This window comes from Rhodovulum sp. FJ3 (assembly GCF_032918305.1).
GTDB lineage: Bacteria > Pseudomonadota > Alphaproteobacteria > Rhodobacterales > Rhodobacteraceae > SAT37.
In genome coordinates this window covers 106,146-121,374 of the sequence record NZ_JAWJUU010000002.1, presented here as the reverse complement: position 1 = coordinate 121,374, position 15,229 = coordinate 106,146, and the positions used below count along the sequence as shown (strand labels likewise).

Genomic DNA, 15,229 nt, shown 5'->3' with positions numbered 1-15,229 from the left:
ATCGTTCCTTTCCCGTTTCGGTTCATTCCGACATCGCCCTATCGGGCTGGGGCCGTTTTTCCGCGTGCCCCGACCGAGTCGAGCAAGCACACGGGTATTTCATCCAATGGAACCAGTTGCTCGGCGGCTCCGGCCTCCCATGCTGCAAGGGGCATGCCGAAAACGACTGAACTGGTCTCATCCTGAGCCACACAGCGTCCGCCTGACGCTCGGATCTCCAGCAATCCCTGCGCGCCATCGCGGCCCATACCTGTAAGAACGGCAGCCGAGCAATTCCCGTTAGTCGCTTTGGCCACCGATTTGAAAAGCACATCAACCGAGGGGCGAGAAAAACAGACGGGGTCCCCGTCCACCATCGAGATGAAGTAGGACCGGCCATGTTTGACCACCGTCATGTGCTTGTCCCCACCCGGCGCGATATAGGCCACACCAGGGGTCAGCTCGTCCCCATCGCGGGCCTCGCGCACGCTGACCGTACAACTGTCATTAAGGCGGCGCGCAAAGGACGCGGTAAACCCTTTGGGCATGTGCTGGGTCACGACAATAGGCGGAGAAGTAGCTGGAAAATCTGGCAAAATCCGCGCCAACGCCTGCACCCCGCCCGTCGACGATCCGATCGCGATTACCCAATCGCGATTGTATTTCGCCGATGCCGTTTCGGCACTGGGCGGCAGGTGGTTGATGTGCTCGCCCAGCTTGCGCAGACGCGCCGTCGCCGCCGCCTTCACGCGCCGGCGGATTTCGACCATCATATCGGCCAGACCCGTGTCCGATCCGACCACAGGTTTTGAAATCACATCGACCGCACCCGCCTCAAGCGCCTCAACCGTGACTTGCGCACTGCGCCGCGTCATGGACGAGATCACCACGGTCGGAATCGCGCGGTCCGGCATGTAGGTCTTGAGAAAACTGACCCCATCCATTCCCGGCATTTCGATGTCCAACGTGATCACGTCGGGCTGCTTGGTCTGAAGCATCCGCGCCGCCATCTCGGGCGAGGCCGCCGTGCCCATAATCTCGATACCAGGGTCTTTGCCCAAACCCAGCGACAGGATCCGTCGGATCATGGCGGCATCATCGACGATCAGCACCTTGATCGGTGGACGATCCGCCATCAGCCGTCCCTCCGATAGATACCGGGTTCGACCTGTTTCCACTTGGATCCCAAATCACGGATCGGTTCGGTGACCGAGGTGACCAGCCATCCGCCGGGTTCCGTGACCTCATAGACCGCGTTCAGGGTTGCGACCTGATCGGCGCGGTCGAAATAGTAAAGAATGTTACGGCAGAACACGACTTGGAACGGGTTCTTGAACGGGTAAGGCGTCGCCTTGAGGTTCATCCGGCGGAAGGTACAGGTCGCGCGGATTTCCGGTTTCACCTGAAACTGTTCAATACCCATCGGCGTGAAATAGCGTGCAAGGATATCGGGCGGCGTCTGGTCGAACTGGCGTTTCGCGTAAACGCCCATCTCGGCGCGGTCGACCACCGGCGCACTGATGTCCGTGCCCAGAATACGGGTTTTCGCCAGCGCGCCCTGCCCCAGCGTTTCGGCAATCAGAATGCCGATCGTATAGGCCTCATCACCGGTCGAGGCGGCCGCGCTCCAGATGCGGATTTCTTCGCGGTGCTGCAGGTCCGGCAGGATCATATTGGTGAAGTTGTCCAGCACCTCACGCTCACGGAAAAAGAACGTGTGGTTGGTGGACGCCGCATGCATCACCGCCAATTGCACCTCATGGCGCTCGGACCGGATGACATCCACGGCCAGACGGTTCAGATCGCCGCAATCAAACGAGCGCACCACGCGCATCAGGCGCTGACGCAGCAGTTCCTTTTTATGATCGGGATAGGTGATCCCACAGCGTTGGCTGAGCCAGCTGCGCAACTGATCATACCCGTTCTGGTCAACTTGCGGATCGTGCATCAAGACGCGCCTCCTTGGGACAAACGCTCTCCATCCAGAACGACGGCCACTTCGCCCGTGCCCAAGAGCGCACAGCCCCAGCTGGCGCGGACATTGGCAAGCGCGCCCACCATGGGCTTCATGACCACCTGCTGGCGGTCCAGAACCTCATCCACGGGTACGGCGATCTGACCGGTTGTGGTTTTAAAGACGATGGTGACCATGTCGCTGAGGGGGCGCAGGTCGCTGACGTTCTCGTCATAGAAATGCTCTAGTCGGCACACCCGAACGAACGCGCCACGCAGGCGCATCATCTCGGCGCCGTTATCGGCCGAAATCTCGACCAGATCCTGCGAGTTGGGTTTGACGATTTCGGCGATGTCATCGACCGGAATGGCGAACATGCGGCTGCCAAGGCGCAGGATGATACAATCCAGAAACGCCAGTGACACAGGGATATGCAGGGCCACATCGGTGCCCTTGCCCTCGGCGCTGTCTACGGTAATGCGCCCGCGCAGTTCCTTCATGGTCTGGTTCAGAACGTCCATGCCCACGCCACGGCCCGACAGTTTGGACACGTTTTCGGCGGTGGAAAAACCGGGTTCAAAGATGACCTTGTTCAGAACGGCGGCTTCGGGCACCTCATCGGGACCGAACAGCCCCTTTTCGCGGGCCTTTTTCAGAATGCGTTCGTGGTTCAGGCCGCGCCCGTCGTCGGACACCATAATACGGACTTCGCTGCCGACCTGTGCGGCCCCAAGCGTAATGCGGCCCTTGCGGTTCTTGCCGTTGGCTTCGCGTTCTTCCGGGCCTTCCAGACCGTGGTCGGCGGCGTTGCGCAACACGTGCAAGAGCGGGTCATAGAGACGGTCCGACACCAGCTTATCAATTGCGGTATCGCCGCCCTCAATCACCAGATTGATGGATTTGCCGGTCTCGCGCTCCATCTCGCGGATCATGCGGCGCAGACGTTTGAACACCTCGTCCACCGACACAAGACGCAGGTCCGTCGCGGCATCCTGCACCTCGCGCACGATCATCGACAGACGGTGCGCGGCGGCATCAAAGCTGTTGAGTTCCAGCCCCTGCAATTCCGGCGAGTTCACGGTCTCGGACACGCTCAGCGACAGTTCCCCGACAAGATCCATCAAGCGACTGATCTTGTCCGAAGACACACGCATGAGTGCGCTGGCCTGTGGGGCGTCGGTTGCGACCTCGGGTTCGGTGCTCATAGTCAAAGCCCCTTTCCGCAGGAACGTGGCAACGGCCCCCGCCAATTATGTTGGTTCTGCTGCGTCATCATAGACACCCATGCCCATTGGTTCTCCGGCCCTTTGCAAAAGGCGGGCCGTTTCACCAATCAGGCGGCATCATCCTCGGACGCGTCGAAGTTGAAGATACAGACCCCGTCAAATCCGGTGGACTTGAACAAGAAGGTCTTCTTCATCGTTTCGACAAAAGTTCCGTGGGTTTTTTCAAAGTTCTTCAAATCCGCCATGGAACCGAAAAACACATTAACCGAGATATCCCCTTCCTTACTGATCAGAATGGTCAGTCCGGACAATTTGCACTCGGGGATTGCGCCCCCTAGTGTTTCAGTCACGAACGGTGCAGCAATCTGAGCAGCGTCGAGGTTGGGAAATTTGAGGTGGTACGTTTTTGAAAGCATCTGAGCCTGCCATTCATTCGGGGGACGTCGTCTGCTAGAAAAAACGGTCGTGGGGTGAATAATGTAAGGCTATCGGAGGTATGGATTCACATACTCTTTTGGGGGTCGAGTATGTACACCTTGGTGATTAGTCATTTATTTTTATATACTTAACTGTCACGAGTGCGACAAAGGCCATTCGACCCAACCTAACCCGCGTTGTCATTTTTCCGACAGGCGTCAATGACACATCACGGATCCGTGAGGATTTTACTACTTTAGCGTTTTTCAGGATTAAAATCGTTTTTTAAACCTCAAAATCGTTTTTAAATCCGCATTTTCTGCATGTTTTTTGTGAGTTTTCCCTAAAAAAGCCGAACACCGTTCCGTTTTGATCGGTTAACTGGCCATGGGCGCGCCGACTTGGCACGATCCCTGCTTTTTCATCCTCAGCAACTATGGGGATGACTATGTGCCAGATTACGATTATCGCGACCGGCCTTAATGTCGGGGATACGTTGAAGGACCTTTTGGCCCGCCGTCGCGTATCCGCGCTTGTGACCGAAGACCTGCCCACTGAAAAATCCGCGGTGCTTGTGTGTTCTGCCAAACACGAAGCCACCGTCGGCCACAAGGCCGTTCTGGATACCGCCCGCCGCATCGGCGCCCAATCCGTTATTATTATCGAAGAAGGCGCAAGCGCCCCGCTCTTCACGCAAGAGATGGGCGGGCGTCTGACGCGGTTTGCACTGACCGATGGGGGCGCGGCACCGCTGCGCAACGGTTGGTTGCTGACGCTGGTCGATGTGATGGCCGCACCGTTTTGCGGTATGGTTGCCGGTGACCGGGCCACGGGCAAGCTTATGGACATGGCCGCGCGCGTCGCGAAAACAGATGTGACCGTGTTTGTGAACGGCCCCACCGGATCGGGCAAAGAGGTTCTGGGCAAACTCATCCACGCCTATTCCCCGCGCAAATCGGCCCCGTTTATCGCCATCAACTGTGCAGCGATCCCCGAAAACATGCTGGAGGCGATCCTGTTCGGCCATGAAAAGGGTGCGTTCACCGGTGCATCCACCCCGAACAAGGGCATCGTGCGCGCGGCCCAAGGTGGCACGCTGATGCTGGACGAGATTTCGGAAATGCCGATGGGCCTGCAGGCGAAACTGCTGCGTGTTCTGCAAGAGAAGACCGTCACGCCGCTGGGGTCGCAAAAAGAGGAAAAGGTCGACATCCGTGTGATCGCCACCTCGAACCGCAACATGATGGCCGAGGTCCGCGCCGGTAAATTCCGCGAAGACCTGTTCTATCGCCTGAATGTTTTCCCGCTCAGCACTGTCGCCCTGAACGACCGCAAGGATGACCTGCCCGCGCTGGCCGTTGCGATGATCCGGCGCCACACGGCTGAGGGCACGGCCCTGCCGATTCTGTCCGATAGCGCGATCCAGACCCTGATGGATCACGATTGGCCGGGCAATGTGCGCGAGCTGGAAAACATCATCCAACGCGCGCTGGTTCTGCATGAGGACGGCATCATCACCTCCGACGATATCATGATCACCGCGACCGATGGCCTGTGTGCCGTGGCCGGTGACGTGGATCTGGCCGAGACCGCCGTCCACGCCGCGTAACGGAGGCCGCTATGAGCAGCATCACTGGTATCGGGGCGGCCCAGAGCCTTGCCCTATCCAGCGTCGCGGCCCCGCAAAAGCCCGCGCCTGTCGCCAAACCCCAAGAGACCCAAGGCCCCTCGTTCTCTGAACGGATGGGCGGAGCCGTGGACCAGCTTGCCGAAGCCCAGAAAAAAGCCGCCGACGCGGCCAAGGATTTCGAGATGGGCCGGACCGAGGATCTGGCGGGTGTCATGGTCGAACAACAGGTCGCCTCGCTGGGCTTTCAACTGACTTTGCAAGTGCGCAACAAGGCCCTGACGGCCTATCGCGACATCATGAACATGCCGGTGTGATCCCGCAAACCCGATAGAGGCCAGACCAGAGATGGACAGCACGACCAATATCACAAACACCGATCAGGCCTCGTTGACGGGGCGTGCCCGCGGGATGCTATCACAGGTACAACGCCTGTCCGACCAACCCGGTGTGCGCCGCGCCCTGCCCGGCATCGCGCTTGTCGCCGCCGCCGTGATCGGCCTGTCGGTCTATATGTTCCTCGGCCAGACCAGCCAGATGGCCCTGTTCCCCTCTATGCCCGAGGCCGACAAGGCCCGCGCGCTGGACGCTCTGTCCAGCAGCGGGATCGAGGCGAACCTCGACATCGCCACCGGCAACATTCGCGTCCCCAGCGACGATTACCACCGCGCCAAGATGATCCTTGCCACCGTCGGCCTGCCCCAAGGGACGCCGGACGGCTATGCCACCCTGACCGACATGCCCATGGGCACCAGCCGCTCGGTCGAGAGCGCCCGTTTGCGCCAGATGCAGGAGTTGGAACTGGCCCGTTCCATCACCGAATTGCAGGTGGTTCAGGCCGCCCGCGTCCACCTTGCCCTGCCCGAACGCACCGCCTTTGTCCGCGACACGCAACCGCCCCGCGCCTCGGTCTTTTTGCAACTGGTCCAAGGACGCAGCGTCGAAGAGGAACAGATCCGCGCGATTGTCAGCCTCGTCACCACCTCCATTCCCGGCCTGACCCGCGCGAACGTCTCTGTGGTCGATCAGACCGGCCGCCTGTTGTCCAGCGAGAGCGACGACCCCATCAACGCGATGACCAACACGCAGATGGCCCACCAGATGCGCCTTGAGGCCCTGTACCGCAGCCGCATTGAATCCCTCATCACCCCCATCGTGGGCTTCGGCAATGCGGCGGTTGAGGTGACGTTGGACATGGACTTCACCCGCTCGGAAATCACGCGTGAGGAATACGATCCCAACGGCATCGCCCTGCGCAGTGAGCAAAACAGCAACCAGCAAAACACCAGTGACAACGCCCGCGGCATTCCCGGCGCGGTCGCCAACACCCCGCCCGATGAGGCCGCACTTGAAAACGCCCGCCCGGGTGAAAACGTCACCGCAGGCGGCCAGAACGGCAGCAGCAGTTCCTCGGCTACCCGCAACTATGAGGTCAGCCGCCGCGTCGAAACCACCCAACCCGCCAGCGCCCGCATCGTTCGCATTAACGCCGCCGTTCTGGTGCGCGCCGCCGAAACCATCGCGGGCGAAACCGGCGAAGAAGACACGGCCGACACGGCGCTGCTTGATGACATCGAACGCCTGACGCAAACGGCCATCGGCTTTGATGCCGAGCGCGGCGATACCATAACCGTCTCCAGCCGCCCGTTCATCGAAACTTTCGAACCTGTCTCTGCCGCGTGGTATCAGGAACCTTGGGTCTTTGACGCCGGTCGTCAGGCCGCGCAAATCTTGGCACTGGCCGTGATCATCCTTGGCATCGTGCGCCCGATCCTGAACCGCGTGTTGCTGCCCGCCCCCGCCTCGCCCTTGGCCAGCCCGTCGCTGGGCACGCCCGTTGAGGTCGCCGAGGGCGATAGCCTAGAGGACCTGCGCCGCCGTCTGGGTGCCGATCTGGACCCCGAGGACTTCGACGGCACCAGCAGCTATGAGGCCAAGGTGTCCCTCGTCCGGCATCTGGCGGAGTCCGACACCACCCGCATCGCAACCGCATTCCAAGCCCTGATGGAAACCGAAGGGGAGGCCGCGAAATGAGCGCACTAGGACCCTCCGCCATTCCCGGCAGCCTGCCGCTTGAGGAACTGACCGGCACGCAAAAGGCCGCCATCCTGATGATGCTGTTTGGCGAACAGGGCGCATCGAACGTGCTGCGCATGATGTCGCCCAAAGAGGTTCAGGACCTCGGCGCGGCAATGTATTCGGTGCGTGGCGTCGATCATGACACGGTAAACGCGGTTCTGGACGAATTTCTGAACCACCTGCGCAGCCAGACCGGCGTCGGTGTCGGCGCGAACGCCTATGTGCGCACTGTGTTGACCGAGGCCTTGGGCAGCGACAAGGCCCAATCGGTCCTCAGCCGCATCACCAGCAGCAGCTCGGAACGCCCGATCGAAATCCTTGACTGGATGGACGCCAATTCCGTGGCCGAACTCATCCTCGATGAACACCCGCAGATCATGGCGCTGATCATTTCATCGCTGGACTATCAACTGGCGTCCGAGGTTCTGATCCTCTTGCCCGAGGACATCCAACCCGACATCGTGCGCCGGATTGCCTCCCTGAACACGGTTCAGCCCGAGGCGTTGCGCGATCTGGAACAGGTGATGCAGCGCAAGTTCAAGGCCAACACCACCCTGCGCTCGTCTCAGATCGGCGGCATCAAGGCGGCGGCGCGCATCATGAACTTTACCAAACAGGACGTCGAAGGTCGCATCCTCAAAGAGATCAAGAAAGAGGACAAGGACCTTATGCAGTCGTTGCAGGACAACATGTTCGTCTTCGACAATCTGGTCAAATCCGAGGACCGCGCCCTGCAAACCCTGCTGCGCGAGATCGCGCCGGAAATCCTTGTCATGGCGCTCAAAGGGGCCGACGACACGCTTCAGCGCAAGCTGTTCGGCTGTATGTCGACCCGTGCGGCGGCCAATATCATGGACGAAATGGACGCCCTTGGACCGGTGCGCCTGACCGATGTGCAGATCGCCCAGAAAGAAATCGTCGATGTTGCACGGCGTATGGCCGATGCGGGCACGATCGTTCTGGCCGGTCGCGGTGGTGAGGAAATGGTATGACCGACACCCCCGACCCGCAGGGCCCCGCGCCCCTTGGCCCCGACGACATCATGAACCTTGTTCGCGCCGCCCGCGCCAACGGGTTTCAGGCGCGGTTCGACCACACGACCGATCGCAATTTCCGGCGCGCCGATCTGGCCAAGGCGCCCCCCGCTGCGCCGGATGCGGCGGTTCTGGCCAATCCCGAAATCGAAGAAGACGCCGAGGATGTGGTCGAGGAAATCCTCGCCCCCGCCCCGCCCCCGATCGATCTGGAGACCGAACGCGCCAGCGCACACGCCGACGGGTTCGCCGCCGGTCTGGCCCAAGGGGACGCCGAGGGCCACGCGCGCGGCATGGCCGAAGGCCAGGCCCGGGCCGAGGCCGAACTGGCCGAGGCCCGCGCCCTATTTGAGGCGGCAACCCTGCGTCTGTCCCATCTTGAGGCCGCAGGACTGGGTACGCTCACGGACACAATTGCCGAGGCCGTCAAAACCCTTGCCGCCCAACGCGCGGGGCAAATGATCGACGAGATGCCCGCGCCATTCGTGAAACGGGTTGAGGCCTTGGCGGACCGTGTGGCCCAAGGGGTCGCCGCCGTCACCGTGCGCCTGAACCCCGACGATTTCGCCGCGATCAAACCGCATCTGGCGGGCTCGGACTTGCTCAACCCCGACCGGATCGGCCCCGATGACAGCCTGTCGCGCGGGGATGTCGACATCCGTTCGGGCGCGGTGCAACTGCGCGACGTCCTGTTTCCACAGGGGGCCGCATGAACGCGATCCTTGAACGCATCGGCCAATCCCTACAGGCGGTTCCGGCGCATCAGACGCTGGAACTTGAGGGCCGCGTGATCCGCTATGACGGGCTGATCGTGGAATGCTCGGGCTTTCCCGCCACGCCCGGTGCGATTTGTCAGATCGATACGTTGCGTGGCGCGCCTGCGACGGGTGAAATCGTCGGATTTCAGGACGGGCGCAACATGCTGTTTCTGGACACGCCCGGTGCGCAGATCACCGCCGGCGCGCGGGTCCGGCTGATCAGCAACGGCTATGCCGCCTCGGTGGGGGCGGATTTGTTGGGCCGAGTGCTGGACGCCGAGGGCCATCCGCTGGACGACCGGCCCATGCCGCACGCGCCACAGGACTGGCCCCTTGGCGGGCAGATGCTGAACCCGCTGGCCCGCCAACCGGTCGATACGGTTCTGGACGTGGGCGTGCGGGTGTTGAACGCCGCCCTAACCATCGGGCGCGGGCAACGCGTCGGGATCATCGCGGGATCTGGCGTCGGGAAATCGGTTCTGATCGAGATGATGACCAAGAACACCAACGCGGACGTCATCGTCGTCGGCCTGATCGGCGAGCGCGCGCGCGAGGTCGGGGCCTTTGTGCGCAACGTCATGACCGGAGAGAGCGCGGCGCGCACCTGTGTCGTGGCGACGCCCGCCGACCGTTCGCCCCTGTTGCGGCTGCGCAGCGCGTTTCGCGCCACCGCCATCGCCGAATATTTCCGCGCGCAGGGCAAAGAGGTTTTGTTGATCATCGACAGCCTGACCCGCGTCGCCCATGCCAAACGCGAGGTGGGTCTGGCGCTTGGCGAACAACCCACGGCCAAGGGCTATCCCCCCTCGGTCGTGTCTCTGATCCCGTCGCTGATCGAACGGGCGGGACCGGGTTTGGCAGGTCAGGGGTCGATCACCGCATTTTACACCATTCTGGCCGATGGCGATGATGCCAACGACCCAGTGGTCGACACCGCGCGCGCCATTCTGGACGGGCATTTGGTGCTGTCGCGCAAACAGGCGCAGATGGGTCTTTACCCCGCGATCGATATCCCCCAATCGGTCAGCCGCGTGATGAACGACATCGTGACGTCCAGCCACGCAGGTGCCGCGCGCAAACTGCGCCGCCTGATATCGCTCTACTTGGAAAACCGCGACCTGATGCTGATGGGCGGCTACTCCAAGGGGCAGGAGCCCGATCTGGATGAGGCCATCGCCCTTTGGCCCGACATCACCGCGTTGATCACCCAAAACAGCGACGAACCCGCCACATTCGACGACAGCCTGCTGCGTCTGATGGCCCTGACCGGAGGAGACAGATGAGCACCCAAGACCGCCTCTATCACCTGATGGCACAGCGCGAGAAACTGCGCCTGTCCAGCACCTCGGCCAAGCTGCGGACCATGCGCGAAGATCACGAGAACACCCAGAACGCGGCGCATAAAATCTCGTCCCTGCTGCAAGAGAAAAAGGGCGACATCAATCAGGTCAGCCACCCCGCGCAATTGCAGGCAACCCATTGGTTTGGCACCGAACTGGCCGCGCAACTGGACATCACGCGCAACCGCGCCGAGATGCTGGCCGGTCAACAGGACGGGGTTCAGCGCGAGCTGAGCCAGATCGAAACGCGCTTTGATATGCTGTCCGATCGCGCCACGACCGCGCGCCGTCAGGCCGCACAAGACAAACAGGATCGGGCCGATGAACAGAACGGCGGCACACGCCGTCGGTAAGTTTGGCACCGATCTTGCAATTTCACCGTGAACGTAACGATTTTTAACTGTTAGAGGTCAGGTATGACATCTGTTTCGCTGGGCGAAGGGGGTCTGGGCACCACCGGACATCTGTCGATGGGCACACAAAAGGTGCCGGGCGAAAATCCCCTATTCGCGGCGCTGTTTGCCACCCTAAACCCCGATCAGGCGGCTGAGGGCGCGGACGGCGACCTGCCGACATTGGATCAGATCAAGGAAACCCTTGGCGAGGGAAAGGTGGTTGAGGGCCTGCCGGTTCTGGATCTGGCCGCCCTGAACCTGCCCGCCGACGCCGAACCTGCGCAAATTCTGGCCGCCGTGATGCAGGCGGTGAAAACCGGCGACATGCCGGTTGAGGGCGAGATGCCCGCGCTAGAGCTGACCGGTGATCCCGAAACCGACGCCGCCGTCGTGACGGATGTGTTGAACCAGATCGGCCTGCGCCTGACGGGGCATGAGGTGCCGGTGCAAACACAGATCACCGTCCCCGGTGAACCCGGCGAAGCCACGCCAGAACAAGGTGGCGATGACATCACCGATATCCTGACCCTGCAGGCGGGCCCCATCGCGGCCCTACCCGCACAGGGTCTGCCGGTTGAGACCGTCACGGCGGCACCCGACACCGGCATCCGCGCGGCCCTCAGCACGGCAAGCGCCGCCCCCACCCTGCCCGTCGCGCAGATGGTTGGGCAACAGACGCGCACGCCCACCGCAACCACCGCCGCCCCGACCGCAACGGTTGCGGTCGATGCGCCCGTGACCGAGACACCGCAGGTCCGCGTGGCCCCGACCGCACCGGTCGCCGCCGTGAGCGAGGCCGAGCTTGCCCCCGAGGTGATCGCGCCGGTCACGAACGCCCCGCGCGTGGCCGAGGTGGCCCTGAAATCCACAACGGCACAGGCCCCGACCGTAGACATCACCCCCGCCGTCGTGACCGACGCGCCCGAGGGCACCCTGCCCTTTGCGCCCACGAACCCGCAGATCGTCAACGACCCCGCCGCGATGGCAAAAGCCGCCGATGCACGGGTCGAAGCGCCTTTGGACATGACCTCGCCCACATGGACCGACAGTCTGATCGAGGACATCCAGATGCAGGCCGCCGACGGGGCCGAGCAGATCGACATGACCCTGACGCCCGAACGTCTGGGCCGTCTGCAAATCCAGATCGAGATGCGCGATGGCGCGGCCAATATCCGCATCATCACCGAAACCGCCGAGGCCGCGCGCCTGTTCAATGACGCCCAAGGGCGCCTGTCCGAAATGATGGAACGCGCGGGCATGGATCTGGCCGGTCACACCGCGGGCCAACAGGGCGATGCCCGTGGCCAGCGCGATCAATCGGGTCCTGAGGGTCCGACCCTGAGCGCCGCCCAGCGCGGCGATGACATCGACACATCCGACACCACGCCCCCGCCGCGCACTGGCGCATCGGGGTCCGGCGTTGATCTATTGGCCTAAAGAGGGTTCCCATGGCTGATCAAGAAACCGAAGACGCCCCGAAAAAAGGCGGCCTAGTCAAAGTGATCCTGATGATCGTCGGGGCCATTGCCATGCTTGGCGGCGGCTTTTTCGGCGGGCAACAGTTCGGCGGCTCGCGCCTGTCTCCGTCCGAGGAGGTGCTGCGCCTGATCGAGCAATCCGAGATGGCCGAAGAAGGCGGCGAAGGCGAAATGGACACCGGCCCCAAGAACAAGGATATGCCGGATCCCGATGACGTCGCCCCCGAATTCGCCACCCATTACCACGAGTTTCAGGAACCGATCACCACGAACCTGAAGGGATCCCGCCGGTTCCTGCAGGTGGGTCTGGGCATGTCCACGCAATATGACAAAAAGGTCATGGACAACGTCGAGACGCACAAGCTGGCGCTGCGCTCGGATATCCTTGCCACGATCGGGGCCTTTACCGAGGAACAGGTCGAGGCCGAGGGCGGTCGCGATGTGCTTGCCACTGCCATCAAGGACACGATCAACCGCCGTCTGGAAGAGGCCGAAGGCTTTGGCGGGGTGGAAAACGTGTTCTTCAAAACCTTTGTCTTGCAGTAAGTAGGTCGCGCTATGGCTACGCCACACAAGCTGTCATCCAAAGAGGTCGCCGCGCTTGTCGGTGGTCTGATCCACGGGGATGACGACGACTCCCAAGAAGAAGGCGCCGAGGTACGGTCCTATAAATTCGGGACCAACGACATGTCGCTGTTGGGCGACTATTACGGCCTCAGGATGATCAACGAACGGTTTTGCCGGATTGCGCGCTCGGTCTTCCTGCCGATGCTGCGCATTCAGCCGCGTATTTCCGCCTTTCCGCCCGAGATCAAAAAGTTCTCGGAATACAGCGACGAGCTTGAGAATTTCGTCTCCCTGACCATCAGCCGCATCGAAGAGCTGCGGGGCAACCACATGGTGGTGATGCACCCGACCTTCGTGTCGCTGCTGACGGATTCCTATTACGGGGGCACGATCACCAACGAGCCCAACCGGCGGGCCGAATTCACCTCGACCGAGAACCGCGTGATCGAGATCGTCTCGCGCGGGGTTCTGGACGCGCTGGAACTGGCGTGGCGGGATCTCAGCCCGATTTCGTTCGATGTCGTCAACCGCGAGGAAAACCTGCAATTCGCCTCGTTCTGTGACGCCGACGACATGGTGGTGAACTGTTCCTTTCTTGTGCAATTGCCCGAGGCCGATCCGGCGACGGTGGATATTCTCTATCCCCTACAGACCCTGAAACCGATCAGTTCCCAGTTACGATCCCGCATGCAGAGCGACGTGATCGGCAACGACATGAGCTGGAAGCAACGTTTGGTGCACGCCTTGTTGGATGTCCCCCTAGAGGTCACGGCGCATCTGGCCGAACCCACGGTGCGGATGGGCACGCTAAACGCCATTCAGCCGGGCAATATCGTGCCCGTGAATATCTGGCCCCACCCCAAGCTGCTGATCGAGGGGCAGCTGATGTATGAGGGCGATCTGGGCGAACTGGCCGGTCACGCCGCCATCAGTATCACCGGCGAAATCACCCCCTAGGGCAGAAAGGACAACGCGATGAGCACAGAACAAGACAGCGCCCAGGAAGTTAACCAATCCAACCTCAAGGCGCTTGAAAACATCAAGGTCCGCATGACGGTTGAGGTCGGGCGCACCGAACTGACGATCAAGGAACTGTTGCGCCTGAATGAGGGCTCGGTGGTTGAACTGGACCGGTTGGCGGGCGATCCGCTGGATATCCTTGTGAACGGCACGATCATCGCCAAGGGCGAGGTCGTCGTGATCGGCGAACGGTTCGGCATCCGCTTTGGCGAAATCGTCGACCCCGAAGAGCGTATGGCGAACATTTAAACGGACCCGCGCGGGGATCACGCAACCCCCGCGCCTATTGGCACGAAACATGCAAGCGATAGGGGAATCCAGTTTCAGGAGGCCCCATTGACCCTTGTCCAGACGCAACATTGGCTGATCGTCGCCCTGTTCATGGCCGCCCTTTTGGTGGTCTGGGCGGTGGTCAAGCTGTTCAAGACGCCCCTGCGCCAACGTCTGAGCGCGGATCGCCGGATGGCCTTGACCGAGGTTCTGCCCTTGGGCGCGGATCAGCGCGCGGTGTTGATGTCGGTGGATGGGCGCGATGTCCTGATCGTGACGGGACGGCGCACGGGCACCGCGGTTGAGGTCCTGCCAAGCCGCGCACCGGAGGCTCAGGCATGATCCGTCTCCTTGCGCCCCTGTTCCTGATCCTGATCGCCTCGCCTGCCCTTGCACAGGACGGCCTGCCCGCGCTGAACCTGACGGGCGGGGATGGCGACACGACCTATTCCCTGTCCCTGCAAATCCTGATCCTGATGACGGTTTTGACGGTTCTGCCGTCGATTGTCCTAGGGATGAGCGCCTTTACCCGCATCATCATCGTGCTGTCGATCCTGCGTCAGGCGCTCGGGACCCAGCAAACCCCGCCGAACCAGGTCCTTGTGGCGATTGCCCTGTTCCTGTCGTTCTTTGTGATGCAGCCGGTTTTGACCGATATCTATGAAACCTCGGCCGGTCCCTATCTGGACGGGACCCTGCCCGCCGATCAGGCGCTTGAGATCGGGCGCGGGCATCTGGTCGGGTTCATGTTGGAAAACACCCGTCAGAACGATCTGTTGATGTTTGCCGATCTGGCAGGGGACGAACCCTATGCCACGGACAATGACGTGCCCCTATCGGTGCTGTTGCCCGCCTTTATCACGTCGGAACTGAAAACCGCGTTCCAGATCGGGTTCCTGTTGTTCCTGCCGTTTCTGGTGATCGACATGGTGATCGCCTCAATCCTGATGGCGCTGGGGATGATGATGCTGTCACCGATGCTGGTGTCGCTGCCGTTTAAATTGCTGCTGTTTGTGCTGGTCGATGGCTGGGCCCTGACGATGGGGTCCTTGGCCGCCAGCTTTGGTGTAGGACCGGGGGGCTGA

At 61.7% G+C, this 15,229-nt stretch carries 17 protein-coding genes; 13 read left to right on the top strand and 4 right to left on the bottom strand.

Translation table 11 applies throughout. The annotated features are described in order from the left end of the window. Positions 1–38 precede the first annotated feature (38 nt). The 4 genes from R1W00_RS05555 to R1W00_RS05540 form a co-directional block, all read right to left on the bottom strand. The gene (locus R1W00_RS05555; protein WP_317261735.1) at positions 39–1,115 is read right to left on the bottom strand and encodes a chemotaxis response regulator protein-glutamate methylesterase; all 1,077 of its coding nucleotides are present in this window, start codon (positions 1,113–1,115) and stop codon (positions 39–41) included. Further along, positions 1,115–1,927, bottom strand: coding sequence for a protein-glutamate O-methyltransferase CheR (locus R1W00_RS05550; protein ID WP_317261734.1), 813 nt, complete (start codon positions 1,925–1,927; stop codon positions 1,115–1,117). The genes R1W00_RS05555 and R1W00_RS05550 overlap by 1 nt, the downstream gene beginning before the upstream one ends. Then, entirely contained in the window at positions 1,927–3,138 is a 1,212-nt protein-coding gene (locus R1W00_RS05545; RefSeq protein WP_317261733.1) for a chemotaxis protein CheA, read from the bottom strand. The genes R1W00_RS05550 and R1W00_RS05545 overlap by 1 nt, the downstream gene beginning before the upstream one ends. Before the next feature lie 128 nt (positions 3,139–3,266). After that, the gene (locus R1W00_RS05540) at positions 3,267–3,575 is read right to left on the bottom strand and encodes a hypothetical protein (RefSeq protein ID WP_317261732.1); all 309 of its coding nucleotides are present in this window, start codon (positions 3,573–3,575) and stop codon (positions 3,267–3,269) included. A 449-nt stretch (positions 3,576–4,024) separates the two neighbouring features. On the opposite strand from R1W00_RS05540, the gene R1W00_RS05535 reads away from it, so the two are divergent. The 13 genes from R1W00_RS05535 (at position 4,025) to fliP (ending at position 15,229) form a co-directional block, all read left to right on the top strand. Beyond that, positions 4,025–5,185: a sigma-54 interaction domain-containing protein gene (locus R1W00_RS05535; RefSeq protein ID WP_317261731.1), complete on the top strand. Its 1,161-nt coding sequence runs from the start codon at positions 4,025–4,027 to the stop codon at positions 5,183–5,185. 11 nt (positions 5,186–5,196) lie between these two features. Then, positions 5,197–5,520, top strand: coding sequence for a flagellar hook-basal body complex protein FliE (fliE, locus tag R1W00_RS05530; protein ID WP_317261730.1), 324 nt, complete (start codon positions 5,197–5,199; stop codon positions 5,518–5,520). Positions 5,521–5,551: 31 nt separating this feature from the next. Then, positions 5,552–7,237: a flagellar basal-body MS-ring/collar protein FliF gene (fliF, locus tag R1W00_RS05525; RefSeq protein ID WP_317261729.1), complete on the top strand. Its 1,686-nt coding sequence runs from the start codon at positions 5,552–5,554 to the stop codon at positions 7,235–7,237. Continuing rightward, on the top strand, positions 7,234–8,274 hold the full coding sequence (gene fliG / locus R1W00_RS05520) for a flagellar motor switch protein FliG (RefSeq protein WP_317261728.1): 1,041 nt from the start codon (positions 7,234–7,236) through the stop codon (positions 8,272–8,274). Before fliF ends, fliG begins: the two co-directional genes overlap by 4 nt. Continuing rightward, complete coding sequence (locus tag R1W00_RS05515; protein ID WP_317261727.1) at positions 8,271–9,029, top strand: FliH/SctL family protein; 759 nt, start codon at positions 8,271–8,273, stop codon at positions 9,027–9,029. The genes fliG and R1W00_RS05515 overlap by 4 nt, the downstream gene beginning before the upstream one ends. Further along, entirely contained in the window at positions 9,026–10,357 is a 1,332-nt protein-coding gene (locus R1W00_RS05510) for a FliI/YscN family ATPase (RefSeq protein WP_317261726.1), read from the top strand. Before R1W00_RS05515 ends, R1W00_RS05510 begins: the two co-directional genes overlap by 4 nt. Beyond that, on the top strand, positions 10,354–10,767 hold the full coding sequence (locus R1W00_RS05505) for a hypothetical protein (protein WP_317261725.1): 414 nt from the start codon (positions 10,354–10,356) through the stop codon (positions 10,765–10,767). The genes R1W00_RS05510 and R1W00_RS05505 overlap by 4 nt, the downstream gene beginning before the upstream one ends. 63 nt (positions 10,768–10,830) lie before the next feature. Next, positions 10,831–12,246 (top strand): flagellar hook-length control protein FliK, encoded by a 1,416-nt coding sequence (locus R1W00_RS05500; RefSeq protein WP_317261724.1) that lies wholly within the window; start codon positions 10,831–10,833, stop codon positions 12,244–12,246. An 11-nt stretch (positions 12,247–12,257) separates the two neighbouring features. Next, positions 12,258–12,833, top strand: coding sequence for a flagellar basal body-associated FliL family protein (fliL, locus tag R1W00_RS05495; RefSeq protein ID WP_317261723.1), 576 nt, complete (start codon positions 12,258–12,260; stop codon positions 12,831–12,833). A 12-nt stretch (positions 12,834–12,845) separates the two neighbouring features. Beyond that, on the top strand, positions 12,846–13,811 hold the full coding sequence (gene fliM, locus R1W00_RS05490; protein ID WP_317261722.1) for a flagellar motor switch protein FliM: 966 nt from the start codon (positions 12,846–12,848) through the stop codon (positions 13,809–13,811). Positions 13,812–13,829: 18 nt separating this feature from the next. Continuing rightward, positions 13,830–14,123, top strand: coding sequence for a flagellar motor switch protein FliN (gene fliN / locus R1W00_RS05485; protein ID WP_317261721.1), 294 nt, complete (start codon positions 13,830–13,832; stop codon positions 14,121–14,123). Positions 14,124–14,210: 87 nt separating this feature from the next. Beyond that, entirely contained in the window at positions 14,211–14,486 is a 276-nt protein-coding gene (locus R1W00_RS05480; RefSeq protein ID WP_317261720.1) for a flagellar assembly protein FliO, read from the top strand. Next, a complete protein-coding gene (gene fliP, locus R1W00_RS05475; RefSeq protein WP_317261719.1) occupies positions 14,483–15,229 on the top strand; it encodes a flagellar type III secretion system pore protein FliP in 747 nt (248 codons plus the stop codon). The genes R1W00_RS05480 and fliP overlap by 4 nt, the downstream gene beginning before the upstream one ends.